The sequence below is a fragment of the Frigoribacterium faeni genome (assembly GCF_007988805.1).
In the GTDB taxonomy this organism is placed as follows: domain Bacteria; phylum Actinomycetota; class Actinomycetes; order Actinomycetales; family Microbacteriaceae; genus Frigoribacterium; species Frigoribacterium faeni.
On record NZ_BJUV01000001.1, the window covers coordinates 106451 to 132519 of the forward strand.

Below are 26069 nucleotides of genomic sequence, written 5' to 3' on the forward strand. Positions count from 1 at the left end.
TCGAGGGCTCAGGCGTCGAGCGCGGCCTCGAGGCGGTCGACCTTGCCGGTGAGCTCGCCCGTGCGGCCGGGACGGATGTCGGCCTTCAGCACGAGCGAGACCCTGCTGCCGAACGCGCCCACCGCCTCCGTGGCGGCCTTGACGACGGCCATCACCTCGTCCCACTCGCCCTCGATCTCGGTGAACATCGACGACGTCCGGTTCGGCAGGCCCGAGTCGCGCACCACGCGCACCGCGGCGGCGACGGCATCGTGCACCGAGTCGCCGTGCGCATCGGGGTCGAGGCTGCCGGCGGGGGCACCGCCGCTGGGCGAGAGCGAGAACGCGACGATCATGCGCCCATCCTGTCAGCGCCTCCTCGGGCCCGCACTCCCCCGAGCCGCCACAGCATGACGCAGGCCACGACGAGCAGCACGATCTCGCCGAGGTTCCGCAGGGTGATGACCACGAGCATCCAGGGCTGCACCGTCAGCAGGTCGTCGTAGAACCAGGGGTAGATGACCTGCGTCAGCCCGCCCACGACCAGGGCCACCACAGCGGCGAGGCGGAACGACGGGCCTGCGGCCGTTCCGGCTGCGGACGACCCGGCCCCGTCCCTCCTCGGCCTCGACGCCACCAGGCCCACGACCACGGGCACGGCGAGCCAGGCGACGAACTGGGGCGACCCGACCTTGTTGGTCGCGATCAGGGCGACCGTGAGCGCGAGGGACAGAGGGCCGAGGAGGCGCGTGGCGGCCACGCCCGCCCGTCGCGCGCGGAGCCCCAGCAGCACCACCCCCACGACGACGAGCGCCATGATCACGGTCGTCGCGCGCGCGGCGAAGCCCACCCCGTCGCCCGAGACCTGGAACGTGAGGATCTCGCGGTCGTAGTAGACGGCCGTCCCGGCGACACCCGCGGCGGCACGCCAGAGCCACGGCGTGGCGGCCGGCGACTCGATCTGCAGACCGCGGCCGGCCTGCTGGCCGACGAAGCCCAGCACGGTGGCACCGCTGCCGAGGGCGAGCGAGACGGCGACCACGGCCGCGGTCGTCGCGACGGCACCGAGCAGGACGCTCCACCGGTGACGCGACGAGATCAGGGCGGCGGCCACCAGGGCGGCCGGCCAGACCTTGACCCAGGCCGCGACGGTGAGCAGCACGGAGGCCGCCAGAGGACGGGTCGCGACCAGCAGCAGACCGACGAGCGCGAGCGGCACGGTGACGGCGTCGATGCGGCCGAGCGCGATCGGCCCGAGGGCGAGCAGGAAGGCGAGCCACCACCAGGCGGCCGTCAGCGGTCGCCCGCCGCCGCGGCGTGTCAGCACCGCGAAGGCTCCGGCGTTCAGGGCCAGGACGACCACCAGCCAGGCGTCGCCGTAGTGGGCGTCGCCTCCGAGCCGGGCCAGCAGCATCGGGACGGCGGCCAGCAGCGGATAGACCCAGGGCCGGTCGACGCCCACCCGGGCGCCCCCGTCGACGGCCTCCTGCATCCACTGCCGGTACACCGTCCAGACGTCGCCCATCGACTGGTCGGGCCCGACCAGGTTGATCCAGATCAGCCAGAGGTGGACGGCGGCGAAAGCGGCCCAGAGGACCGTGCGGCGTCGAGCCAGATCCGTCACGAGGCGACCGGCCGCCCCGGGGGCGCGTCGGGCTTCGGGAGGCGCGGCGACGGTCATCCCGTCAGGCTAGCTGCCGGACGTCACATGACGCCTCACAGGGCGCGCGACGTCGGCGGTCACCGATATCCTCTCGCTCATGACCCGAATCCCGTCCCGACTCGTCACCGCGGTCGCGACCGCCTTCGTCGTGGCCGGCGCCCTCGCCGCCTGCGCCCCCACGTCCGACTCGGGGGGCTCCGGCGCGAGCGGTTCCGACACCGTCACCGACGGCGAGCTGACCATCGCCACGGGTGAGCCGGCGTACTCGCCGTGGGTCGAGGACGACGACCCGACGAGCGGCGACGGCTTCGAGGCGGCCCTCGCCTACGCCGTCGCCGACCGGCTCGGCTACGAGCGCGACGACGTCGTCTGGGTGCGGGCCACCTTCGACGAGTCGATCGCCCCGGGGCCGAAGACCTTCGACCTGAACCTGCAGCAGTTCTCGATCACCGAGCAGCGCGCGAAGGCCGTCGACTTCTCCTCGCCCTACTACGAGACCCGCCAGGCGGTCGTCACGCTGCCGGGCTCGGCCGCCGAGGGGGCCACCAGCGTGGCCGACCTGAAGGGTCTCGACATCGGGGCGCAGAGCGGCTCGACGAGCTTCACCGCCGCCGAGTCGGTCATCGACCCCGACGGCGGCGTCCAGGCCTACAACTCCAACGACGACGCCAAGGCGGCCCTCGAGGCGGGCCAGGTCGACGCGATCGTGCTCGACGTCCCCACGGCCACCTACTTCGTCGAGGGCGGCGTCGTGCTCGGCCAGCTGGCCGCGGTCGACGGTGCGAGCGACCAGCTCGGCATCGTCCTGCCGCTCGACAGCCCGCTCACCGACGAGGTCACCCGGGCCGTCGACGATCTGCGCGACGACGGCACCCTCGGCGACCTGCAGCAGCAGTGGCTCGCCGACTACGACGTGAAGGACCTCTCGTAGCGCGCCCCGCGGTCGGCGTCCCTCCGTCGGGCGCCGGTACGACCGACGCCCCGCCGATCAGCGACCTCGAGTTCGGGCGTCGCGCCTACCGCCGCCGTCAGTCCGTACGGTCGGTGACGATCGCCGTCGTCAGCACGGTCGTCTTCGCGGGCGTCGCGTGGCTCGCCGTCACGAGCACCCCCGGCTGGGAGCGCGTCCGCTTCAGCTTCTTCGACGGCGACACCCTCGTCGCCGCCTGGCCCCGCGTCGTCGAGGGCCTCTGGCTGAACGTGCGCGTGCTCGTCGTCGCCGCTCTGGGCGTCGCCGTGCTCGCGACGATCCTCTCGGCGCTCCGCACCCTGCGCGGGCCGGTGTTCTTCCCCGTCCGGGCGCTCGTCCGCGGCTACACCGACCTCTTCCGGGGCCTGCCGCTGATCATCGTGCTCTACCTCGTCGGGTTCGGCGTCCCGGGCCTCGGGCTCGGGATCCCGCGCCTCCCCGCCGAGTTCTGGGGCACCATCGCGCTCATCCTCACCTACTCCGCGTACGTCTCCGAGGTCGTCCGGGCGGGGATCGACGCCGTGCACCCGTCACAGCGCCTCGCCGCCCGATCGCTCGGTCTGAGCCACGCCAAGACCCTGCGGCTCGTCGTGTTCCCGCAGGCGATCCGGAAGGTCACGCCCGCCCTGATGAACGATTTCGTCTCGATGCAGAAGGACGTCGGCCTCATCTCGGTCCTCGGCGCCGTCGACGCCGTCCGAGCGGCCCAGATCGAGACCGCCACCGCCGCCAACTTCACGCCCTACGTGCTCGCCGGCCTGCTGTTCGTGCTGCTGGCCCTGCCGACGCTCTGGCTCACCGACGCGCTGTCGGCGCGCCTGCGTCGTCGCGAGCAGGCCGGGAGCGTCGTATGAGCCGGGCGGCAGGAGGCACGGAGGCCGATCCCGAGATCGTCCTCCGCCTCGAGGGCGTCCGCAAGGCGTTCGGCCCCGTCACGGTGCTCGACGGCATCGACCTCGACGTGGCGCGCGACGAGGTCGTCGCCCTGATCGGAGCGAGCGGCTCCGGCAAGTCGACCCTGCTGCGCACCGTCAACCTGCTCGAACCGATCGACGACGGCCGCATCGTGCTCGGCGGCGACGACATCAGCGACCCCCGCGTGAAAGTCGACGCGGTACGAGCGCGGATCGGGGTGGTGTTCCAGCACTTCAACCTGTTCCCCCACCTGACGGTGCTCGACAACGTCTCGTTGGCGAGCCGGCACGTGCTGCGTCGACCGAAGGCCGAGGCGAACGCCCGGGCCCGTGAGCTGCTCGAGCGGGTCGGGCTCGGCGACAAGGCCGACGCCTATCCCGACCGCCTGTCGGGCGGCCAGCAGCAACGGGTGGCCATCGCCCGGGCGCTCGCGCCGCGTCCCGCGGTCCTGCTGCTCGACGAGATCACCAGCGCCCTCGATCCCGAGCTGGTCGGCGAGGTGCTCGACCTCGTCCGCACGCTGAAGGAGGTCGGCACGACCATCCTCATGGCCACGCACGAGATGGCCTTCGCGCGCGACGTCGCCGACCGGGTCGTGTTCCTCGACTCCGGGCGGATCGCCGAGCAGGGCCCGCCCGAGCAGCTCTTCACCGCACCGCGGACCGATCGGGCTCGCGAGTTCCTCACCCGCTTCACCGCCTGACGGGTGACTCCCAGGTGATCCCAGCCCACACCTAGGGTGACACGTCATCATCTGCGGAGGGCCTGACGGCCCCGCAGCATCCGAGCCGACCCCGAGACGCGTCCGCGTCCGACCCGAGCCGACCCAGGAGAGACGCATCATGAAGAAGAAGACCGGAATCATCCTCGGCGTCGCGGCGGTCGTCGTCGTCGGCGTCGGCGTCACGGCGGCCGTCGCCGGCCCCGCCTTCTACCGCGACGTCATCGTCGGCGAGCCCGACGCCGCCCCGACGGTCTCGTTGACCCCCGGGGCCAGCACGGTCGACCAGAGCCGGCTGACGGGCGACTGGACCGTCGGCGACGGCAGCACGGCCGGCTACCGGGTCGACGAGGTGCTGAACGGCACCGACGTCACCGTGGTCGGCACCACCGATCAGGTGTCCGGCACGGTCACGGTCGACGGCACCAGCGTCACGGCGGCCGACATCACCGTCGACGTCGCCAGCATCGCCACCGACAGCGGCAACCGCGACGGGTACTTCCGCGACGACGCCATGGAGGTCGGCACCTACCCGACCGCCACGTTCACGCTCACCGACCCGATCGACGCCGCCGTCCCCGCCGACGGCGAGGTCGAGACCGTCCAGGCGACCGGCGAGCTGACGATGCACGGCGTGACGCAGACCGTGGAGGTGCCCCTCCAGGCGGCGCTCTCCGGCGACGGCGTGCAGGTCAGCGGGTCGATCCCGATCACCTTCTCCGACTACGGCGTCACCGCTCCGAGCTTCGGGTTCGTCGAGGTCGAGGACCAGGGATCCGTCGAGTTCCTCGTGGCGGCGACTCCCGCCTCCTAGGCCGTCCGCCCGGGGTCGTGAGCGTCGCACCGCGTCGCACCGCGCGATGCGATGCGTCGTTCACGCCTCGGTCGACCCTCCCCGGACCAGCGACGCGATCGTGGCCGGGAGCGCGTCGATCAGGCCGAGCACGGTGATCGGACCGCCGCCGCTCGCTCGGGACGCCGCGATGCCGTGCACGACCGAGGCGGTGGCGGCCAACCGGGCCGTCGCCTCCGGATCCGCCGCGATCTCGTCCGCATGCGTGGCGAGCAGGGCGCCCAGCACTCCGCCGAGCGCGTCGCCCGCGCCCGCGGTCGCGAGCCACGACGGAGCGCTGGCGGCGACCAGGCGGGTGCCGCCGGGAGATGCCACGTAGGTGCGGTGCCCCTTGACCAGGACCGTGCAGCCCCACTCCCCCGCGGCCCGCACGGCCGCGTCGCCCGGATCGGCCGCGACGTCGTCGACCTCGCGCCCCGCGGCTCTCGCGAGCTCGCGGAGATGGGGGGTCAGCACGACCGGCCCCGTGGCCTCCTCGCGCAGCGACAGCGCACCCGCGTCGAGCACGAGCGGCAGCCCGGAGGAGGCGCCGGTCGCGAACCCGTCCCGGGTCTCGTCGTCGAGGTGGTCGGGGTCGACCCCCGAACCGAGCAGCCACGCCTGGACGCGTCCCGGGCTCGTGACGGCCTCGGGGCGACGGTGGAGGACGAAGTCCGAGGCGCGAGCGGGCCCGAGATAGCGCACCATGCCGACGCCGGTGTGCAGGGCGGCCTCCACGCCGAGCACGGCGGCGCCCGGATACGAGGACGATCCGGTGACGACGCCGAGCACGCCGCGGCTGTACTTGTCGTCGTCGGCGCCGGGCACGGCGATCCACTCGGCGGCGTCGGCGGGGGTCCACGGCTCGAAGTCGGTCATGCCGTCGACGGTAGTCGGGACGCGCGGCGCTCGGACCGGGAACACCGGGACCCCGCGTACCGTTGCGTTCGTCGACCGCACACCATCGAAAGGCGATGAACCCCCTCGTGACCCAGACGGCAGCAGCCCCCACGACCCCCGAGACGACCCCCGGCACGACCGTGGGGCTGTTCGATCCGATCACCCTCCGCGGCCAGGAGTTCCGCAACCGGCTCTGGGTCGCCCCCATGTGCCAGTACTCGGCAGAGCTCGAGGACGGCGTCCCCACCGACTGGCACCTCGTGCACCTGGGCTCGCTGGCCCGAGGAGGTGCGGGTGCGGTGATCGCCGAGGCCACCTCGGTCACACCCGAGGGCCGCATCTCGCCGCAGGACCTCGGCCTGTGGAACGACGCCCAGCTCGAGGCGTTCCGGCCGATCACGGCCTTCATCCGGTCGCAGGGCTCCGTGCCCGGCGTGCAGCTGGCCCATGCGGGCCGCAAGGCGTCGACCTTCCGCCCGTGGAGCGACGAGCAGGGCACCGTGCCGGCCGACCGCGGCGGCTGGGCCACGGTGGCCCCCTCCGCCCTCGCATTCGAGGGCTACGACGAGCCGGTCGCTCTGACGACGGCCGAGGTCGCCGACCTCGTGGAGGCGTTCCGCGTCGCGGCCCGCCGGTCCGTCGACGCCGGCTTCGAGCTGATCGAGCTGCATGCGGCCCACGGCTACCTGCTGCACCAGTTCCTCTCGCCGCTGAGCAATCGGCGCGACGACCAGTACGGCGGCCCGCTCGAGAACCGCGCCCGGTTCCTCCTCGAGGTCGTCGCGGCCGTCCGCGCCGAGGTCGGCGACGGGTTCCCGTTGCTGGTGCGCTTCTCGGCGACTGACTGGGCCGACGGCGGCTGGAACGAGGACGACACCGCGACCGTGGCCGCCTGGAGCCGCGACGCCGGGGCCGACCTGTTCGACATCTCGACCGGCGGTCTCGTCGCCGGCGTGAGCATCCCGGTGGGGCTCGGCTACCAGGTGCGCTTCGCCGAGCACGTCCGCACGCGGGGCGAGGTCGAGACCGGCGCCGTCGGCCTCATCGTCGGCGCCCAGCAGGCGGACGACGTCGTGGCGAGCGGGCAGGCGGACGTCGTGCTGATGGCGCGGGAGTTCCTCCGCGACCCGCACTTCCCGTTGCGGGCCGCCGCCGAGCTGGGCGTCGAGCTCGACTACTGGCCGTCCCCGTACCTGCGGGCGCCCTTCCGCGTGCGCTGAACCGTCGTGATCGGCGAGGTGTCAGCGGCCGCGACGCGTGGCGTCCTGCACCTCGCCGATCAGCTCCTCGAGGATGTCCTCCAGGAAGAGCACGCCCTCGGTGGTGCCGTGCTCGTCGAACGAGCGCGCCACGTGCACGCCGCTGCGCCGCATGGTGGCCAGGGCGTCCTCGAGATCGGTTCCGCGGAAGATCGAGATGAGCTGGCGGATCCGCTTGGGCGGCACGGGGTCGCCGAACTCGTCGTCGTCGAGATCGAGGACGTCCTTCAGGTGCAGGTACCCGGTCGGGTCGCCGACGTCGTCGACGAGCACGTAGCGTGAGAAGCCGTTCTGGGCGACGGCGCGCTCGACGTCGGACGGCGTCGCGTCGTCGGGCAGCGTGACGAGGCCCGGCATCGGCACGGCCACGTCGGACACCTTCTTCTCGGTGAACTCGAAGGCCGCCTGCACGGTGCCGCTGGCATCGGTCAGCGTCCCCTCGCGGCGCGACTGCGCGACGATGTTCGCGACCTCGTCGACCGTGAAGGCGCTGGCGGCTTCGTCCTTCGGCTCGACCTTGAACGCCCGCAGCACGGCGTTCGCGGACCAGTTGAGGGACACGACGACCAGGTGCAGCACCCGCGCGATCGCGACGAGGGGCGGGGCCAGCAGCAGAGCCGCGCGGTCGGGCAGCGAGAACGAGATGTTCTTCGGCACCATCTCGCCGAACACCACGTGCAGGAACGACACGAGCACCAGCGTGATGACGAACCCGATCACGCCGACGAGCTCCTCGCTGAGGCCGGTGAGGCCGAGGGGACCTTCGAGCAGGTGGTGGATCGACGGCTCGGACACGTTGAGGATGAGCAGCGAGCAGATCGTGATGCCGAGCTGGGTGGTCGCGAGCATCATGGTCGCGTGCTCCATGGCCCACAGCGTCGTCCGGGCGGCCCGGCTGCCGGCCTCGGCACGAGGCTCGATCTGCGATCGCCGGGCCGAGATGACGGCAAACTCGGCCGCGACGAAGAACGCGTTGCCCATCAGCAGGACGACGAGCCAGACGATCCCCCACCAGTCGCTGCTCATCGGAGGGCCTTCCGTTCGGTGGCGGACCGTCGGTCCGAGGAGGCGCGGGTCGGCTCGTCGCGCCCGGTGCCGGAGTCGTCGCCCGCGTCGTCGTCCGGGGTGGGCGTGAAGCGGATGCGGTCGATCCGCCGCCCGTCGAGCCGCTCGACCCGGAAGACGCCCGCGTCGCTCTCGACGACGTCGCCGACCACGGGCAGACGCCCGAGCTCGCTCATGAGCCAGCCGCCGACGGTCTCGTAGGGCCCTTCCTCCGGCACCTTCACGGAGGCGCGCTCGAGCAGCTCGTCGGGGCGCAGCATGCCGGGGAAGGTCAGCCAGTTGCGCGACCGGACCACGTCGACGCGACTGCGGTCGTGCTCGTCGGAGACCTCGCCGACGAGCTCCTCGATGAGGTCCTCGAGGGTGACCACGCCTGCCGTGCCGCCGTACTCGTCGACGACGACGGCCATCTGGTAGCCCCGCCCGCGCACCTCGGTGAGGAGGTTGTCGAGGGTCATCGTCTCGGGCACCCGGACGGCGTCCGTCTGCAGCGCGGACACCGGCACGTCGGCGCGTCGGTCGCGGGGCACCGACACCGCCTGCTTGACGTGGACGAGGCCGACGACGTCGTCGATGCCGTCGTCGGTGACGGGGAAGCGCGAGTAGCCGGTGCGGCGGGCGAGCTGCAGCACGGTCTCGGCGCTGTCCGTGCGCGCGACGGACGAGAGCCGCGGACGGGGCGTCATGACGTCGGAGGCGGTGTGGTCGCTGAAGGCCAGCGTGCGGGCCAGCAGGGTGGCCGTGTCGGCCTCGAGGCTCCCCTCGGTCGCCGATCGTCGCACCAGCGACGAGAGCTCCTCGGCGGTGCGTGCTCCGGAGAGCTCCTCCTTCGGCTCGATGCCGATCATCCGCAGGATGCCGTTGGCCGTGTTGTTGAGCAGGGCGACGGCCGGCTTGAAGACGGTCGTGAACCCGACCTGGAACGGCATGACGAGCTTGGCCGTGCGGAGAGGCAGAGCCAGGGCGAAGTTCTTGGGGACGAGCTCGCCCACGATCATCGACAGAAGGGTCGCCACGACGATCGACACGATGGGGGCGCCGACCGTCACGGCAGCCTCCGGCACGCCCACCGCCGTCAGCGGGGGCGAGATGAGCCGCGAGATCGCGGGCTCCATCGTGTAGCCGGTCAGGAGGGTGGTCAGGGTGATGCCGAGCTGGGCGCTCGAGAGATGCGTCGACGTGATGCGCAGGGCGCCGATCGTCGTCGCGAGCCCCTTCTCGCCCTTGGTCTGACGGGACTCGAGCTCCGAGCGGTCGAGGTTGACCAGGGAGAACTCGCTCGCGACGAACAGCCCGGTGCCGACGGTGAGGAAGAGGCCGAAGCCGAGGAGGATCCATTCGTTCACGACGAACGGTCACCTCGCTCGGCGCGGTGATGGTGTGCGGTCTCTGACGTCTGAGACGGAGGGTCGTCCATAGACGGACGATCTTACGGTACGGACGGGCCCGGCGGGACTCCGGCCGCGCCTCCCGGGGATCCGCTCGAGCGGCGCCCGGCGCCTCGGCTCACCAGCTGACCGGCAGCGCCTTGCCCTCCTCGTAGCCGGCGGCCGACTGCACGCCGACGAGGGCCCGCTCGGCGAACTCCGGCAGCGAGCGCGCACCGGCGTACGTGAAGGAGCTGCGCACACCGGAGGTGATCATGTCGAGGAGGTCCTCCACGCTGGGCCGCAGCGGGTCGAGGTAGATCCTCGACGACGAGATGCCCTCGGCGAAGAGGGTCTTGCGGGCGAGCTCGTAGGGGTCGAGACGGTCGAAGCGGCCACGGACGGCCTTCGTCGACGCCATGCCCCAGCTCTCCTTGTAGAGCCCGCGCTCGTCGCTCGCGAGCTCCCCCGGCGCCTCGATCGTCCCGGCGAACCACGACCCGATCATCACCGACGAGGCGCCGGCGGCGAGCGCCAGGGCGACGTCGCGGGGGTACCGGACTCCCCCGTCGGCCCAGACGTGGGCGCCCAGCGCCCGGGCGGCGGCGGCCGTCTCGAGCACGGCGGAGAACTGGGGGCGACCGACCGCGGTCATCATGCGCGTGGTGCACATCGCGCCGGGCCCCACGCCGACCTTGACGATGGTCGCGCCCGCGCCGACGAGGTGATGGACGGCCTGCTCGGTGACGACGTTGCCGGCGACGATCGGCAGACCGAGCTTCAGTTTGGCGACGGCGGCGATGGCCCGGACCATGCCGTCCTGGTCGCCGTGCGCCGTGTCGATCACGAGGACGTCGACGCCGGCCGCCGCGAGGGCTCTGGCCTTCTCGACGACGTCTCCGTTGATGCCGACGGCCGCGGCGACGCGGAGTCGTCCGTCGCCGTCGAGGGCCGGTCGGTAGAGGGTCGAGCGCAGAGCGCTCTTGCGGCTGATGGTGCCGATCACCCGGCCGTGGCGCAGCACGGGGGCGAAGTCGATCTCCGCCGCGACCATCCGGTCGAAGGCCGTCCGCGGCCCGTCGACGTCGTCGGCGTCGAGAGAGGTCAGCGCGCCGTGCAGGAGATCGCCCAGGACGGCGTCGCGCGGCGCGGTCGCGAGCCGTGAGGCGGCGATGCAGCCGAGGTAGGCGCCGTCGGCGTCGTGCAGGACGATGCCGTGGCCCTCCACCGCGGGCAGAGTGGCGAGCGCCTCGCCGACGGTCCGACCGGGGTCGAGGGCGTAGGGCGTGTCGTAGTCGACGGGCTGGTCCTTCACCCATCGGATGGCCGCGTCGAGCTGCTGGAGGGGCATGTCCTGGGGAAGCACCCCGAGACCGCCCCGCCGGGCGAGGGTCGCCGCCAGGCGGGGGCCCGTGACCGAGTTCATGTTGGCCGAGACGAGAGGGATCGTCGCTCCCGTGCCGTCGCCGGGTGCGAGCGAGACGTCGAGGCGACTGGTCACCGTCGACCTGCTCGGGACCAGGAACACGTCGGAGTACGTCAGGTCGTGGGTCGGCGTCGTCTCGTAGAACCTCATGTCGACAACGGTAATCCCTGTGAGTCCCCGGGCCGAGGTCGGGGCGAATGCGATTAAGCTGGGACGGAGGCGGGCCCTCGGGCCCCATCTGATCAACAATCAACGGAGAGTGGGCGATCGGCAGTGACAAGCCACGTGACGGGAACGACTGACGACGGCTCGGCAGCCGAGTTCGGGGCCAACGAGTGGCTGGTCGACGAGCTCTACGAGCAGTGGGTGGTCGACAGGAACTCGGTGGACGAGTCGTGGTGGCCGATCCTCGAGTCGTACACGCCGTCCGAGGGGCAGACGCCCTCCGCGCCGTCCGTCCCGGCCGGATCCGACCCCGAGCCCGCCGCCGCCCCCACCGCGGCGCCCGCGTCGGCGTCGGCGACGCAGCCCGTGGCCGCCCGGACCACGTCGGTCGAGCCGTCCGCGAAGCCCATCCCGGCTCAGGCCCCCAAGAAGGAGCCCGCCAAGTCGACCTCCTCGGGCGAGCAGCCCCAGCCGGAGCCCGAGAACACCGTGACCCCGCTGCGGGGCATGGCGAAGTCCCTCGCCACGAACATGGACGCCAGCCTCACCGTCCCGACGGCGACGAGCGTCCGCACCATCCCGGCCAAGCTGATGATCGACAACCGGATCGTCGTCAACAACCACCTCAAGCGGGCGCGAGGGGGCAAGATCTCGTTCACGCACCTCATCGGCTGGGCTCTCGTCCAGGCGCTGAAGGAGTTCCCGAGCCAGAACGTCTTCTACGACGAGGTCGACGGCAAGCCCTCGATCGTGACCCCGCCGCACATCAACGTCGGCCTCGCCATCGACATCCCGAAGCCGGACGGCACCCGCGCCCTCCTGGTCCCGGGCATCAAGAAGGCCGACGAGATGCACTTCGGCGAGTTCCTCTCCGCCTACGAGGACGTCGTCAAGCGCGCTCGCGACAACAAGCTGACGGCGGCGGACTTCCAGGGCAACACGATCTCGCTGACGAACCCCGGCGGCATCGGCACCGTGCACAGCGTCCCTCGTCTGATGAAGGGCGCGGGGTCCATCATCGGCGCCGGCGCTCTCGACTACCCGGCCGAGTTCCAGGGGTCCGCGTCGAAGACCCTGGTCGAGCTCGGCATCGGCAAGACGATCACCCTCACCAGCACCTACGACCACCGGGTGATCCAGGGCGCCGGGTCCGGCGAGTTCCTCAAGAAGGTCCACGAGCTGCTCATCGGTCAGCGCGGCTTCTACGAGGACATCTTCGCCGCCCTGCGCATCCCCTACGAGCCCATCCGCTGGAACCCCGACATCAACGTCAACCTCGCCGAGCGGGTGAGCAAGACGGCCCGCGTGCAGGAGCTGATCAACAGCTACCGCGTGCGCGGTCATCTGATGGCCGACATCGACCCCCTCGAGTACCGCCAGCGGACCCACCCCGACCTGGCGATCGAGAGCCACGGCCTCACCTTCTGGGACCTCGACCGCGAATTCGTCACCGGCGGCCTCGGGGGCACGACCAACGCTCTGCTGCGCGACGTCCTCGGGATCCTCCGCGACTCGTACTGCCGCACCATCGGCATCGAGTACATGCACATCCAGGACCCCGAGCAGCGCCGCTGGATCCAGGAGCACATCGAGGTCCCCTACGTGAAGCCGTCGCACGACGAGCAGATGCGCATCCTCGCCAAGCTGAACGAGGCGGAGGCGTTCGAGACCTTCCTGCAGACGAAGTACGTCGGTCAGAAGCGGTTCAGCCTCGAGGGAGGCGAGTCGACCATCTCGCTCCTCGACACGGTGCTGCAGCAGGCCGCCCGCGAGGGGCTCGACGAGGTCGCGATCGGCATGGCCCACCGCGGCCGTCTGAACGTCCTGACCAACATCGCGGGCAAGACCTACGGACAGATCTTCCGCGAGTTCGAGGGCACGCAAGACCCCAAGACCGTCCAGGGCTCGGGCGACGTCAAGTACCACCTCGGCACCGAGGGCGAGTTCACCAGCGCGACCGGCGAGACGATCCCGGTGTACATCGCGGCGAACCCGTCGCACCTCGAGGCCGGCGACGGCGTGCTCGAGGGCATCGTGCGCGCCAAGCAGGACCGCGGGCCCTCCGGCGCCTTCGCCACCCTGCCCATCCTGATCCACGGCGACGCGGCCATGGCCGGACAGGGCGTCGTGGTCGAGACGCTGCAGATGTCGCAGCTGCGCGGGTACCGGGTCGGCGGCACGATCCACCTCGTCATCAACAACCAGGTGGGGTTCACGACTCCCCCGACCGAGTCGCGATCGTCGGTCTACTCGACCGACGTGGCGAAGACGATCCAGGCGCCGATCTTCCATGTGAACGGCGACGACCCCGAGGCCGTGGCCCGCGTGGCCGAGCTGGCCTTCGCCTACCGTCAGCGCTTCAAGCGCGACGTCGTCATCGACCTGGTCTGCTACCGCAGACGCGGCCACAACGAGGGCGACGACCCCTCGATGACGCAGCCCCTGATGTACAACCTCATCGAGGAGAAGCGCAGCGTCCGCACCCTCTACACCGAAGCCCTGGTGGGGCGCGGCGACATCACGCGCGACGAGTACGACGGTGCGCACCGCGACTTCCAGGACCGTCTCGAACGGGCCTTCGCCGAGACGCACGCGGCGCAGACCGGCTCGATCCCCGTGATCACCGACGACGCCCACGACGTCGCCGACCTCGAGCGCCCCGTCACCCAGCGCGACGACAGCGCGGGCGAGCCGGAGTCGACGGGCATCTCGCTCGACCTCCTGCACCGCATCGGCGACGCCCACGACAACCCCCCGTCGGGCTTCACGGTGCATCCCAAGCTGCAGCAGCTGCTCAAGAAGCGCGTCGACATGAGCCGCAACGGCAACATCGACTGGGCCTTCGCCGAGCTGATAGCCATGGGTTCCGTCGTCGCCGAGGGCACCCCCGTCCGGCTCGCCGGTCAAGACAGCCGTCGCGGCACCTTCGTGCAGCGACACTCCGTGCTGCACGACCGAGAGAACGGCCAGGAGTGGCTGCCGCTGCAGTACATCGCCGACAACCAGGCGAAGCTGTGGATCTACGACTCGCTGCTCAGCGAGTTCGCGGCGATGGCCTTCGAGTACGGCTACTCCGTCGAGCGGGCCGACGCGCTGGTCATGTGGGAGGCGCAGTTCGGCGACTTCGCGAACGGCGCCCAGACGGTCATCGACGAGTTCATCTCGAGCGCCGAGCAGAAGTGGGGGCAGCGCTCCAGTGTCGTCCTCCTGCTGCCGCACGGCTACGAGGGCCAGGGCCCCGACCACTCGTCGGCGCGCATCGAGCGCTTCCTCCAGCTGTGCGCTGAGGACAACATGACGATCGCCCGCCCGTCGACCCCCGCGTCGTACTTCCACCTGCTGCGCCGCCAGGCCTACGCCCGCCCGCGTCGTCCGCTGGTGGTCTTCACCCCGAAGGCCATGCTCCGACTCCGCGGCGCGACCAGCAGCGTCGACGACGTCACCTCGGGCCGTTTCGAGCCCGTGCTCGACTGCACCCGCGTCTCCGAGCCCTCGACGACGAAGCGGGTCGTGCTGCACAGCGGCAAGATCCACTACGACCTGGCGAGCGAGCTCGACAAGCGGGGCGTGCAGAACGACATCGCCCTCGTCCGCCTCGAGCAGCTCTACCCGCTCCCGCTCGACCGGATCCGCGAGATCCTGTCCCGCTACCCCGAGGCGGAGCTCGTCTGGGCCCAGGAGGAGCCCGAGAACCAGGGCGCGTGGCCGTTCGTGGTGCTCGAGCTGCAGAAGCACCTGGGCCGCCCCATCACGGTGGCGTCGCGACCCGCATCCGCCTCCCCTGCGGCAGGCTCGACGAAGGCCAGCGCCGCGCAGCAGACCGAGCTGATCTCGAAGGCGCTGACCCTCTAGCCCGAGGCTCCGCGGACGACGACGCCCGTCCCTCCTCTCGGAGGGGCGGGCGTCGTCGTGTGCGCGTTCGGGCGACCTCGGGCGGAGGTCAGATGAGCTTCGAGTAGCGGACGCCGGCCTCGTGGTACCCGCGCTTGCGGTAGAACCGGTTGGCGGAGTCCGTGGCCGCAGCGGACACCGCGTTCACGACGCGGGCCCCGTGTCCATGCGCCCAGGCCTCGACATGGCCGAGGAGGTGCGACCCCAGACCGTCGCGACGGCCCGCCTCCGAGACGACCAGCAGCAGCAGTTCGGCGGTCGGGGCGTCGTCGTTGTACGCCCAGACGATCCGGCCGCCGGCGACGGCGGTGATGCCGCCGTCGTCGCCTCGCACCACCCAGGTCTCATGACCGGCGTCGGCCGTCAAGCGCTCCAGCCGGGCCGAGAGGACGTCGGCGTCGAGGCTGTAGCCGAGGAGTCGGATCAGCGAGACGAGGTCGTCGAGGTCGCGGGCGGTCGGGATGCCGAGGGGCTGCACCGGTGCGGTCATGCGACGACGCTAGCGCAGCCCCGCAGGGTATGACGACACCGGCCGGCGGCGCCTAGCGGTGAGCGGACTGGAGCTCGCGCAGCCGGGCGAGCACGGTGGCCCGGAGGTCTTCGGGAGCGGTCTCGCGGCAGGCGCGCTGGACGGCCTCGGTCAGCACGACGCCGACCTCGTGCTCACCCGAGCAGTCACCGCAGTTCGCCATGTGCTCTCGGATGTCGGCCGCGTCCTCGCGGCACAACTCGTCGTGCAGGTACTCTTCGAGCTCTGCCTTGGCCTTGGTGCAACCGCAGTCGGTCATTTCTTCACGCCCTTCGACGAGCCGACCGGCACGGCGATGCCACGATCGCGGGCGTAGTCGGCGAGGAGTTCACGGAGCAGGCGACGGCCACGGTGCAGGCGGCTCATCACGGTGCCCACGGGGGTCTTCATGATGTCGGCGATCTCCTGGTAGGAGAATCCCTCGACGTCGGCGAAGTAGACGGCCATCCGGAAGTCCTCCGGCACCTTCTGCAGGGCGTCCTTCACGGCGCTGTCGGGCAGGTGGTCGATGGCCTCGGCCTCGGCCGAACGGGTCGAGCCCGATGCGCGCGTCGCCGACTCGGCGCCGCCCATCTGCCAGTCCTCGAGCTCGTCGATGGTGCCCTGGTAGGGATCGCGCTGCTTCTTGCGATAGGTGTTGATGAAGGTGTTCGTCTGGATCCGGTACAACCACGCCTTGAGGTTGGTGCCCTGCTGGAACTGCGCGAACGCCGCGTAGGCCTTGACGAAGGTCTCCTGCACGAGGTCGGACGCATCCGCCGGGTTGCGGGTCATGCGCATGCCCGCCGCATAGAGCTGGTCCATGAACGGCAGGGCCTGCTCCTCGAACAGGGCGCGCTTGGCAGCATCGCCGTCGACGGCCTCGAGGGCGGCGTCGACGGTGTCGTCGGTCGGTGTGGGCTCGTGGCCCTCGGGGGTGCTCATCAAGGCCGATTCTAGTTCGGCGACGGTGATTTCCCTCGGTGCAAGTGCAACAGGCACAGGTCCTCCAGGTTCTCGCTGCATTACTGTGGTGAACCGATGCAGGTGTACAGGTATTCCGGGCCCGAGTTCTCTCCCTACGGCGACGGGAAGGTGCCGGAGGTCGACGAGGGGCGCTGGGTGGCGCCCACCGCGTCCCGCCCGCTCCGCGCCTCCACGGCGTTGCCGGGGTCGAAGTCCCTGACGAACCGCGAGCTGGTGCTCTCGGCGCTCGCCTCGACGCCCTCGACGCTGCGCCTGCCGCTGCACTCGCGCGACACCGCGCTGATGATCGAGGCGCTCACGGCCCTCGGCACCACCGTCGCCGAGTCCCCCGGCGACTCCCCGTTCGGCCCCGACCTGCTGATCACGCCCGGCGAGCTGCAGGGCGGCGCCACGATCGACTGCGGTCTGGCCGGCACCGTCATGCGGTTCCTGCCGCCGGTCGCGGCCCTCGCGCTCGGGCCGGTCACGTTCGACGGCGACGCCGGCGCGCGCAGGCGCCCCATGCGCACGACGATCGACGCCCTCCGGGCCCTCGGCGTCGAGGTCAACGACGACGGCCGCGGCGCCCTGCCCTTCAGCCTCTACGGCACGGGCGAGGTCGAGGGCGGCGACATCGAGATCGACGCCTCGGCCTCGAGCCAGTTCGTCTCGGGTCTGCTGCTCTCGGCCGCCCGGTTCGAGCGCGGACTCACGCTGACGCACACGGGTGAACGCCTGCCGAGTCTGCCCCACATCGAGATGACGATCGACGCGCTCGCGCAGCGCGGGGTCGAGGTCACCTCGCCCGCCGTCGGCACGTGGGTCGTCCCGCCGACGCCGATCCGGGGCCGTGAGATCGTCATCGAACCCGATCTGTCCAACGCGGCGCCGTTCCTGGTGGCCGCGCTGGTCGCGGGGGGCACCGTGTCGATCGTGCACTGGCCGGCCGACACGACCCAGGTCGGCGCCGACCTGATCGAGCTGCTGCCGCTCTGGGGCGCCACCGTCACGCTCGACGGCGACACCCTGACCGTCGACGGCGGACCGGGGCTGATCGGCGGGGGCTCGCTGCCCGGCGTCGACGTCGACCTGTCGCGCGGGGGCGAGCTCGCCCCGGCCCTGGTCGCCCTCGCGGCCCTCGCGTCCGGGCCGAGCACGATCACCGGCATCGGTCATCTCCGCGGCCACGAGACGGACCGGCTCGCCGCCCTCGCGTCCGAGATCAACGCTCTCGGAGGAGCGGTGACCGAACTCGACGACGGCCTGCGCATCGAGCCGGCCCCGCTGCACGCCGGCCAGTGGCGCACCTACGAGGACCACCGCATGGCGACCGCCGCGGCGATCATCGGACTCGCCGTGGAGGGCGTGGAGCTCGACGACGTCCGCGTCGTCGCGAAGACGCTGCCGCAGTTCGTCGAGCTGTGGGACGACATGCTCGGCCGGGCCGTCCATCGGAGCCCCGCCGACATCGACCTGCTCGGCTTCCTCTAGGCGCCGGGATGATCACGACGAGCGGACGACGATGAGCTGGTGGAGCGACGGCGACGACGCCGACGACGACGACGGCGACTACGCCCAGTACGACGAGAGCTCGGTGCGCGTGCGCCCCAACCCCAAGGGGAACAAGCCGCGCACGAAGCAGCGCCCGGCCTACGCGAACGCCGAGGAGGGCGTCGTCTGGACGGTCGACCGCGGCCGCTACGGCGTGCTCATGGACGCCGGCACGCCGGACGAGCGCGAGATCACCACGGCGCGTGCCCGCGAACTCGGCAAGAAGAGCGTCGTCACGGGCGACCGGGTCGACGTGGTCGGCGACACGAGCGGCTCCGAGGGGTCGCTCGCCCGCATCGTGCGGGTGCGCGAGCGGTCGACCCTGCTGCGCCGCAGCGCCGACGACAGCGACGCCGTCGAGCGGGTGATCGTGGCCAACGCCGACCAGATGCTGATCGTCGTCGCGGCGGCCGACCCCGAGCCCCGCCCGCGCCTGGTCGACCGGTACATGGTGGCGGCCTTCGACGCGGGGGTCGAGCCGATCCTCTGCATCACCAAGACCGACCTGGCCGACCCCGCCCCGTTTGCGGCGCACTTCGCGTGCCTGGACCTGCGGATCGTGACCAGCACCTCCACGTCGTTCGACGAGGTCGCGCCGGGCGGCGAGCCCTCCCCCGCCCTCGACGAGCTGCGGCGCATCCTCGACGGCCACGTGACGGTCACGGTCGGCCACTCGGGCGTCGGGAAGTCGACGCTGGTGAACGCCCTGACCGGCTCGCAGCGCGAGGTCGGCGTGGTCAACGCCGTGACCGGTCGGGGCCGGCACACTTCCTCGTCGACGGTGTCGTTCAAGGTGCCGACCGGCGGATGGATCGTCGACACCCCGGGAGTGCGGTCGTTCGGGCTCGGGCACGTGGACCCCGAGAACATCCTGAAGTCGTTCGCGGCGCACGCCATACCGGCCGAGGGCGAGCCGGTCGACGGGATCCCGCTGGCCGAAGCCCACGACTGGGAGATCGTCGACCGCGTCGCGGCCGGCGAGCTCGGCGAGACCGGGCGACAGCGCCTCGAGTCGCTGCAGTCGCTGCTGGCGTCGAAGGGCGGCGTGAGCGGTCGCGATCAGGCGGCGGCGGCGGACGACGCCCGCGACGACGAGCGCGGCTGAGACGCACCGACCGGCAGGGCGGGCTGGGTACGCTGGCAGGGTGACCGCTGCCGCCGACCCGACCCGCGCCTCCTCGTCCGCTCCGACCGGCGACGCACCCGCCGCGCCCGGCGCCACCCCGCCCTGGGCGGACGACCTGGCCCTGGCCCTCGAGCTCGCGGACCTCGCCGACGCGATCAGCACCGAGCGGTACCGGTCGGCCGATCTGCACGTCTCGCTGAAGCCCGACCGGACGCACGTCACGGACGCCGACCAGGCCGTCGAGCGGGCCATCCGCGATCGCGTGGCCGAGGCGCGACCCGACGACACCTTCTACGGCGAGGAGTACGGCCACGACGCCCCCTCGCACCGCCAGTGGGTGGTCGACCCGATCGACGGCACGGCGAACTTCCTGCGCGGGGTGCCCGTCTGGGCGTCGCTGATCTCGCTGGTCGTCGACGGCGTGCCCGTGGTCGGCGTGGTCAGCGCCCCCGTGCTCGGACGCCGCTGGTGGGCCACGCAGGGCGGCGGCGCGTTCTCGTCCGAGCACGAGGGGCCCCTGCGGGTCTCGGGCGTCCGCGACCTGGCCGACGCGTCGATCAGCTTCAACGGGCTCGACTACTGGATCGACGCCGGGCGTCTGCCCCAGCTGCTCGACCTGACGGCGAAGGTCTGGCGCACCCGCGCCTACGGCGACTTCTGGTCGTACATGCTCGTCGCCGAGGGCGGCGTCGACATGGCGGGCGAGTTCGATCTGCAGCCCTACGACATGGCGGCGGTCGCGGTCGTCGTCGAGGAGGCCGGAGGGCGGTTCAGCAGCGCGGACGGCGAGCCGGGGCCCTGGCACGGCAGCGCGATGGCCACCAACGGTCTGCTGCACGAGGCCGTCCTCGGGATCGTCGCCGCGCCTCCTGCGGGCTGAGACATCGCCCCCGCACGCCAGGATCATCCTCGAGGAGGAGGGCGCTCCGCCTTCCGCTTATGTCGCCGCAACACCCCGACCGCTTGACTGGTCGCACGACGACGCCCGCCCCATCCGGGGCCGAGACACTCGATGTGCGCGTCGGAGAGCCGGTCGCCCCCCCTGTCGGCGGGCGGCCGGCCCTCGCCGACCGACACCACTCGAAGGGCCACTCATGATCGTCACTCCCGCCACCGTCGTCGAGACCTCCAGCGCCTCCTGGGCCTCGATCGACCCGGCAGCGGTCTCGCTGCCGGCCACCCGCCAGGTCGACCTCACGTCGTACGTCGTGGCGGCTCAGTCGGTCGTGTAGCTCGCGACCCGACCGGTCTTCCGGGCGCGCAGGTCGAGCAGGCCCAGCACGAGGGCCACGACGATCAGCGCGATGACGACGAAGAAGCCGTTGCGGTACGCCTCGTGGTAGACGTCGAGGTCGGCGGCCGCGGCGCCTCCCGCCCCGGCGATGACCGAGTAGAACGTCGAGACGGCGGCGGCCGTCCCGATCGCCGTGCCGGCCCGCTGGCCCACCTGCCCCATCGACCCGGCGACGCCGCCCATCTCGACCGGGACCTCGGCCAGGGTCAGCGTCTGGTTGGGCGAGATGACGAACCCGCCGCCGGTGCCCGCGATCAGCATGCCCACGCCCATCGCGTAGGGCGTGAGGTCACGCGGCGTGAGCACCGCGGCCAGCAGCAGCGCGACGAACCCGACGGCGACCAGGACCAGGCCGAGCACCACGAGGCTGCGCCCGTACCGGTCGACCAGGCGTCCTCCGTAGAACGCCGCGACGGCGCTCGTCAGGGCGAACGGGATCGTGACCATGCCGGCGTACACCGGCTCGAGGCCCAGCCCCTGCTGCAGGTAGAGGGTCGTCAGGAGGAACGTGGCGGGGAGAGCGCAGAAGTACACCGTCGCGATCAGGGTGCCGTTGCGGTACGACGCCAGCGAGAACAGGCTGAAGTGCACGACGGGCGACTTGCCCCGGGCCTTGTAGCGCTGCTCCCACCAGACGAACGCGGAGCCGAACGCCACGAAGCCGATCAGGAACAGCCAGCGCAGCGGATCGTCGCCCTGTCCGGTCGTCAGCACGAACGGCAGCATGAGGGTGAAGATCGTGAGGCCCAGCAGCACGATGCCGAACAGGTCGAGCTCGTTGTGGCCGCTGGGTGCGGTCGTGGCCTTCGGCAGCAGCTTCACGGCGAAGACGATCGCGACGAGGCCGAGCGGGATGTTCATCCAGAACAGCAGGCGCCAGCCGTCCTCCGGGCCTCCGACGGCGATCAGCAGACCGCCCAGGGTCGGGCCGAACGCGGTGCTGACCCCGATGATCGCACCGAAGAAGCCGAAGGCACGGCCGCGTTCCCTTCCCTGGAAGAGCTGCTGGATGAGGCCCAGCACCTGCGGCATCTGGATGCCCGCCGCGACCCCCTGCAGGATGCGGGCGGCGACGAGCAGCTCGATCGACGGGGCCAGGGCGCAGAGCAGGCTCGCGACCGTGAACGCGCTGAGCCCGATGACGAACATGAGGCGTCGCGACTTGAGGTCGCCGAGTCGACCCGAGGGGACGAGCGAGAGGCCGAAGGCCAGGGCGTACCCGGCGACGATCAGCTGCAGCGCGGTCGGACCGGCGCCGAGGGACGCTTCGATGCTCGGCAGACCGACGTTGACCTTCGACAGGTCGAGGATCGTCAGCGCGGCGACCCCGACGCACACGGCGAACGCCTGCCACTTCTGGCGTTCGGCGTCCGGCCCCGGGGTGGACGGATCGGGCTGGGCGGAGGCAGGGGTCTCGGGTGTCTTCGTCATGGGATCGTTCCGTCTTACACCCGACCCGCTCGACGCGACCCGCGCCTCCTCGGTGTCGGAGCCGAGGAGGCGCGGGTCGTCGTGGACGGCTACGACGCCGTGATGTAGTCGTTCGGGTTCAGCACGTACTTCGTGGCGGCGCCCTTGTCGAACTCCGCGTAGCCACGGGGCGCGTCGGCGAGGCTGATCGCCTGGGCGTGCACGTTCTTCGCGATGGAGGTGCGGTCGTTCAGGATCGCCGACATCAGCTGCCGGTTGTACTTCATCACCGGGCACTGCCCCGTGGTGAACGACAGCGACTTGGCCCAGCCCGTGCCGAGGCTCAGCGACAGCGAGCCCTTCTGGGCCGCTTCGTCGACCCCGCCCGGGTCACCCGTGACGTACAGCCCGGGGATGCCCAGGGCGCCGCCGGCCGCGGTGATGTCCATGAGCGAGTTGAGCACGGTGGCCGGCGCCTCGTCGCCCGACCCGCCGCCGTGGCCCTTGGCCTCGAAGCCGACCGCGTCGATGCCGCAGTCCACGAGCGGCTCGCCCAGGATCTGGTCGATCTGGTCGGCCGGGTCGCCCTTCGTCAGGTCGACGGTCTCGCAGCCGAAGCTGCGGGCCTGGGCGAGACGATCGGCGTTCATGTCGCCGACGATCACGACGCCCGCGCCGAGCAGCAGCGCTCCGGTCGCGGCGGCGAGGCCGACCGGACCCGCGCCGGCGACGTAGACGGTCGAGCCGACCTCGACCCCGGCGGTGACGGCGCCGTGGAACCCGGTCGGGAAGATGTCCGAGAGCATCGCCAGATCGAGGATCTTCTCCATCGCCTGGTCCTTGTCGGGGAACCGCAGCAGGTTCCAGTCGGCATAGGGCACGAGCACGTACTCGGCCTGGCCGCCCACCCAGCCGCCCATGTCGACGTAGCCGTAGGCGCTGCCGGGCCGGTCGGGGTTGACGTTGAGGCAGATGCCGGTCTTCCGCTCCTTGCAGTTCCGACAGCGGCCGCACGAGATGTTGAACGGCACCGAGACCAGGTCGCCGACCTTGATGAACTCGACGTCGGGGCCCACCTCGACCACTTCGCCGGTGATCTCGTGTCCGAGCACGAGATTCGTCGGGGCGGTGGTGCGCCCTCGGACCATGTGCTGGTCCGAACCGCAGATGTTGGTGGCGACGGTCCGCAGGATCGCGCCGTGGTTGACCTTCCGTCCGACGTTGGCCGGGTTGACGCCCGGGCCGTCCTTGAGCACGAAGGTGGGGTACTCGGTCTCGATGACCTCGACCTCGCCGGGTCCCTTGTACGCGACCGCATGATTCGTTGCCATGGTGATCCTCCTCGACCACTCGAGGGGCACGTCGTCGTGCCCTCGGGTCGAGGCTAGGGCGCGTCCGTCGCGTCGCGGCGGAATCTCAGCGACCCCTCAGACGCCGCGGCGCCGCATCCGGCGTGGCGCCGCGTCCCTGTCATCAGCACGGCGCGACGCGGCTGAAAAATACTCACGTGAAACGGGGTATCTGGTATTCTGCACTCATACTCACAGACGGCGGACGAAAGACGACCGCTCGATCCGACCCGACGCCGTAGGCGCATTCGAGAGACAGGACACCCGTGGAACTCCGCCACCGCATCCCCCGCCGCGCTCCGGGCCGGCGGGACATCCTCGCCACGGAGCGCCGCATCCCGAGCACGACCGGTTCGCACGAGGGCGGGGTCGCGGCGTGATCGATCGGCTGCTGTCGACCGCGGTTCGCCACGCCGGACTGCAGATGGGGCTCGACGCCGCCTCGTGGGTCCTGGCGATCGCCTTCTCCGTGTCGTTGCGCCACGACTTCTCGTACGGACAGGTCTCCTGGCCTCCGGTGTTCGCGGTCGCCGCGGTGACGGTCGCGGTGAGCGGGTCCGTCGGCTACGCGACGCGTCTCTACCGTCGCCGCTTCGTGCCGGGCAGCTTCTCGGAGATCCAGGCGATCGCCGTCGCGGTCGCGCTGACCGGCGTCGTCGTCGGTCTGCCCGTCCTGGCCGTCGGCACGGAGATCTCCGTGGCTCGGAGCACCATGCTCATCGCGGCGCCCGTCGCCTTCGTGCTGATGGGTGCAGGGCGCTCGGCGGCCCGGTTGTCGGCCGAGACACGACACCGGCCCGGCGACGACGCCCAGCGCACGTTGATCTTCGGCGCGGGCCGCCTGGCCGACCACCTCGTCCGACGCATGCTGACGGATCCGGACTCGCCGTACCTCCCGGTCGGCCTGATCGACGACGACCGCACCCGAGCCGGACTGCACCTGTACGGCGTCCCCGTCCTCGGCTCCCGGGCCGACCTCGTCGACGCGTCGAGACGGAGCGGAGCCGAGGCGGTCATCGTCGGGATCGCCGGGGCGGACGCGGCGCTGCTCCAGGAGATCACCGACCTCGCCGCCGAGGCCGGGCTGCGCGTCATGGTCCTGCCGTCGCTCGACGAGATCCTCGAGGGCCGGTCACGCCTCCGTGATGTCCGGGACATCGCGATCGAGGACATCATCGGGCGCCGCCCGGTCGACACGCAGGTCGAGTCCGTCGCCGGCTACCTGACCGGGAGACGCGTGCTGGTCACCGGAGCCGGCGGGTCGATCGGCAGCGAGCTGTGCCGCCAGATCGCGTCCTTCGACCCGGCCGAGCTCATCATGCTCGACCGCGACGAGACCGGACTCCAGGCCTCGCAGCTGGCGATCTCGGGCAACAGTCTGCTCGACTCGCGCGAGGTCGTGCTGGCGGACATCAGGGAGCCCGACGCGCTGCGGGCGATCTTCGACGACCGCCGGCCGGAGGTGGTGTTCCACGCCGCGGCGCTGAAGCACCTGCCGATGCTCGAGCAGTACCCCGACGAGGCGTGGAAGACCAACGTGCTGGGTACGCAGAACGTCCTGGACGCGAGCAAGGCGGTCGGGGTCACGACCTTCGTGAACATATCGACCGACAAGGCGGCGAACCCCACCAGCATGCTCGGGCACTCGAAGCGCCTCGCCGAGCGGCTGACGGCGGCGGCGGCGGCCGAGACGGGAGAGCGCTACCTGTCCGTCCGCTTCGGCAACGTCCTGGGCAGCCGCGGGTCGATGCTGCCGGTCTTCACCTCGATGATCGAGGCCGGCGGCCCCCTGACGATCACGCACCCCGACGTCACCCGGTTCTTCATGACGATCACCGAGGCGTGCCACCTGGTCGTCCAGGCCGGGGGGATCGGCGCACCCGCCGAGGTGCTGGTGCTCGACATGGGTGAGCCCGTGCGCATCCTCGACATCGCCGAACGCATGATCGCGATGTCCGGTCGCGACATCGAGATCGTCTTCACGGGCCTGCGCCGCGGCGAGAAGCTGCATGAGGAGCTCATCGGCGACGGCGAGAGCGACGACCGGCCCGTGCACCCGAAGATCTCGCACACGTCCGTCCCCGCCCTCTGCCCGTCGGAACTGCACGGCGTCCACGTCCCGGCCGGGATGCGGACGGCGGAGCTCGCGATTCCCGAGTTCGGACGCCGCGAGACGACGAACGCCCCCGCCTGATCAGACGGGGGCGTTCGCGAGGCGACGGAGTGTGACGACGGCCGGTGGTGGAGATGGGGGGAATTGAACCCCCGTCCATCGCTGAGATTGCACGCATTCTACGGGCGTAGCCAGATGAGACGTTCTGCTCGGCCCCGACCTTTGCTACTGGCTTCTAGGTCGACGGGCCCAGCCCGAGTGCGAGTCCCGCGTGACCCCCAGGCGTAGTCACGCAGCGAGCCCTCTTGATGACGTCAGGGACTGGTTAGAAGGCGGTCACCAGACTGACGGACTTATTGGCTCTACTGCTTACGCAGCGAGAGCGAAGTCAGTGCGCTTGTTATTGGCACTTATTGTTTTCCAGAGATCGTTTACGAGATAACCCTGGATCCTCGGCCCGCTTCTCGTTCGCACACAGGCGATGTCGAAACCGATCATCCCCCTGAGGGGCCGTTGTCACACTCTGTTTATTTACCAACGCGCCAGTCGGCGCGATCCCTCATTGTACGTCGCCGCTGGCCGCGACGCCACCTCGGCTC

The 26069-nt window shown here is 71.2% G+C and carries 22 protein-coding genes and 1 other RNA gene; 11 read left to right on the forward strand and 12 right to left on the reverse strand.

The annotated features are described in order from the left end of the window. Positions 1 to 8 precede the first annotated feature (8 nt). Both FFA01_RS00490 and FFA01_RS00495 read right to left on the reverse strand, forming a co-directional pair. Positions 9 to 335, reverse strand: coding sequence for a thiamine-binding protein (locus FFA01_RS00490; protein WP_146851857.1), 327 nt, complete (start codon positions 333 to 335; stop codon positions 9 to 11). Then, positions 332 to 1660, reverse strand: a complete 1329-nt coding sequence (locus tag FFA01_RS00495; RefSeq protein ID WP_146851859.1) for a glycosyltransferase 87 family protein — start codon at positions 1658 to 1660, stop codon at positions 332 to 334. Before FFA01_RS00495 ends, FFA01_RS00490 begins: the two co-directional genes overlap by 4 nt. A 79-nt stretch (positions 1661 to 1739) precedes the next feature. On the opposite strand from FFA01_RS00495, the gene FFA01_RS00500 reads away from it, so the two are divergent. From FFA01_RS00500 to FFA01_RS00515, 4 genes are all read left to right on the forward strand, one after another. After that, a complete protein-coding gene (locus FFA01_RS00500; RefSeq protein WP_146851861.1) occupies positions 1740 to 2573 on the forward strand; it encodes an ABC transporter substrate-binding protein in 834 nt (277 codons plus the stop codon). Between the two features lie 113 nt (positions 2574 to 2686). Next, a complete protein-coding gene (locus tag FFA01_RS00505; protein ID WP_244289625.1) occupies positions 2687 to 3466 on the forward strand; it encodes an amino acid ABC transporter permease in 780 nt (259 codons plus the stop codon). Next, entirely contained in the window at positions 3463 to 4230 is a 768-nt protein-coding gene (locus FFA01_RS00510; RefSeq protein WP_146851863.1) for an amino acid ABC transporter ATP-binding protein, read from the forward strand. The genes FFA01_RS00505 and FFA01_RS00510 overlap by 4 nt, the downstream gene beginning before the upstream one ends. Positions 4231 to 4369: 139 nt before the next feature. Then, positions 4370 to 5062, forward strand: a complete 693-nt coding sequence (locus FFA01_RS00515) for a YceI family protein (RefSeq protein ID WP_146851865.1) — start codon at positions 4370 to 4372, stop codon at positions 5060 to 5062. 60 nt (positions 5063 to 5122) lie between these two features. On the opposite strand, the gene FFA01_RS00520 is transcribed toward FFA01_RS00515, so the two are convergent. Next, positions 5123 to 5959 carry an ADP-dependent NAD(P)H-hydrate dehydratase gene (locus FFA01_RS00520; protein ID WP_146851867.1) on the reverse strand — a complete coding sequence of 279 codons (837 nt, stop codon included), beginning with the start codon at positions 5957 to 5959 and terminating at the stop codon, positions 5123 to 5125. 95 nt (positions 5960 to 6054) lie between these two features. Between FFA01_RS00520 and FFA01_RS00525 the strand changes: the two genes are divergently transcribed. After that, positions 6055 to 7200, forward strand: coding sequence for an NADH:flavin oxidoreductase/NADH oxidase (locus FFA01_RS00525; RefSeq protein WP_146851869.1), 1146 nt, complete (start codon positions 6055 to 6057; stop codon positions 7198 to 7200). Positions 7201 to 7221: 21 nt separating this feature from the next. Here the strand turns inward: FFA01_RS00525 and FFA01_RS00530 are convergent, their stop codons facing one another. From FFA01_RS00530 to guaB1, 3 genes are all read right to left on the reverse strand, one after another. Further along, on the reverse strand, positions 7222 to 8265 hold the full coding sequence (locus FFA01_RS00530) for a hemolysin family protein (protein ID WP_146851871.1): 1044 nt from the start codon (positions 8263 to 8265) through the stop codon (positions 7222 to 7224). Next, complete coding sequence (locus FFA01_RS00535; protein ID WP_146851873.1) at positions 8262 to 9650, reverse strand: hemolysin family protein; 1389 nt, start codon at positions 9648 to 9650, stop codon at positions 8262 to 8264. Before FFA01_RS00535 ends, FFA01_RS00530 begins: the two co-directional genes overlap by 4 nt. 160 nt (positions 9651 to 9810) lie before the next feature. Beyond that, on the reverse strand, positions 9811 to 11247 hold the full coding sequence (guaB1, locus tag FFA01_RS00540; protein WP_146851875.1) for a GMP reductase: 1437 nt from the start codon (positions 11245 to 11247) through the stop codon (positions 9811 to 9813). Positions 11248 to 11370: 123 nt separating this feature from the next. Here guaB1 and FFA01_RS00545 point away from each other — a divergent pair, with 123 nt between their 5' ends. After that, positions 11371 to 15114 carry a multifunctional oxoglutarate decarboxylase/oxoglutarate dehydrogenase thiamine pyrophosphate-binding subunit/dihydrolipoyllysine-residue succinyltransferase subunit gene (locus FFA01_RS00545; protein WP_146851877.1) on the forward strand — a complete coding sequence of 1248 codons (3744 nt, stop codon included), beginning with the start codon at positions 11371 to 11373 and terminating at the stop codon, positions 15112 to 15114. An 88-nt stretch (positions 15115 to 15202) separates the two neighbouring features. On the opposite strand, the gene FFA01_RS00550 is transcribed toward FFA01_RS00545, so the two are convergent. From FFA01_RS00550 to FFA01_RS00560, 3 genes are read right to left on the reverse strand one after another with little or no spacing between them, the layout of a single operon-like run. Next, on the reverse strand, positions 15203 to 15643 hold the full coding sequence (locus tag FFA01_RS00550; protein WP_146851879.1) for a GNAT family N-acetyltransferase: 441 nt from the start codon (positions 15641 to 15643) through the stop codon (positions 15203 to 15205). 52 nt (positions 15644 to 15695) lie between these two features. Next, positions 15696 to 15941: a zf-HC2 domain-containing protein gene (locus FFA01_RS00555; RefSeq protein ID WP_146851881.1), complete on the reverse strand. Its 246-nt coding sequence runs from the start codon at positions 15939 to 15941 to the stop codon at positions 15696 to 15698. Continuing rightward, on the reverse strand, positions 15938 to 16606 hold the full coding sequence (locus FFA01_RS00560; protein WP_146851883.1) for a sigma-70 family RNA polymerase sigma factor: 669 nt from the start codon (positions 16604 to 16606) through the stop codon (positions 15938 to 15940). The genes FFA01_RS00555 and FFA01_RS00560 overlap by 4 nt, the downstream gene beginning before the upstream one ends. 96 nt (positions 16607 to 16702) lie before the next feature. On the opposite strand from FFA01_RS00560, the gene aroA reads away from it, so the two are divergent. The 4 genes from aroA (at position 16703) to FFA01_RS15825 (ending at position 20536) form a co-directional block, all read left to right on the forward strand. After that, positions 16703 to 18118: a 3-phosphoshikimate 1-carboxyvinyltransferase gene (gene aroA / locus FFA01_RS00565; protein ID WP_146851885.1), complete on the forward strand. Its 1416-nt coding sequence runs from the start codon at positions 16703 to 16705 to the stop codon at positions 18116 to 18118. Positions 18119 to 18149: 31 nt separating this feature from the next. Then, positions 18150 to 19283 carry a ribosome small subunit-dependent GTPase A gene (gene rsgA, locus FFA01_RS00570; protein WP_146851887.1) on the forward strand — a complete coding sequence of 378 codons (1134 nt, stop codon included), beginning with the start codon at positions 18150 to 18152 and terminating at the stop codon, positions 19281 to 19283. Positions 19284 to 19419: 136 nt separating this feature from the next. After that, the gene (locus FFA01_RS00575) at positions 19420 to 20184 is read left to right on the forward strand and encodes an inositol monophosphatase family protein (RefSeq protein WP_220478147.1); all 765 of its coding nucleotides are present in this window, start codon (positions 19420 to 19422) and stop codon (positions 20182 to 20184) included. 214 nt (positions 20185 to 20398) lie between these two features. After that, positions 20399 to 20536: a hypothetical protein gene (locus tag FFA01_RS15825; protein WP_167627243.1), complete on the forward strand. Its 138-nt coding sequence runs from the start codon at positions 20399 to 20401 to the stop codon at positions 20534 to 20536. Here FFA01_RS15825 and FFA01_RS00580 read toward each other — a convergent pair. After that, positions 20521 to 22029, reverse strand: a complete 1509-nt coding sequence (locus FFA01_RS00580; RefSeq protein ID WP_146851891.1) for an MFS transporter — start codon at positions 22027 to 22029, stop codon at positions 20521 to 20523. The genes FFA01_RS15825 and FFA01_RS00580 overlap by 16 nt on opposite strands. A gap of 89 nt (positions 22030 to 22118) precedes the next feature. Then, the gene (gene fdhA / locus FFA01_RS00585; RefSeq protein ID WP_146851893.1) at positions 22119 to 23339 is read right to left on the reverse strand and encodes a formaldehyde dehydrogenase, glutathione-independent; all 1221 of its coding nucleotides are present in this window, start codon (positions 23337 to 23339) and stop codon (positions 22119 to 22121) included. A gap of 394 nt (positions 23340 to 23733) precedes the next feature. Between fdhA and FFA01_RS00590 the strand changes: the two genes are divergently transcribed. After that, complete coding sequence (locus tag FFA01_RS00590; protein WP_244289627.1) at positions 23734 to 25551, forward strand: polysaccharide biosynthesis protein; 1818 nt, start codon at positions 23734 to 23736, stop codon at positions 25549 to 25551. Between the two features lie 45 nt (positions 25552 to 25596). On the opposite strand, the gene ssrA is transcribed toward FFA01_RS00590, so the two are convergent. Further along, positions 25597 to 25972: a transfer-messenger RNA gene (gene ssrA / locus FFA01_RS00595) on the reverse strand. Positions 25973 to 26069 lie beyond the last annotated feature (97 nt).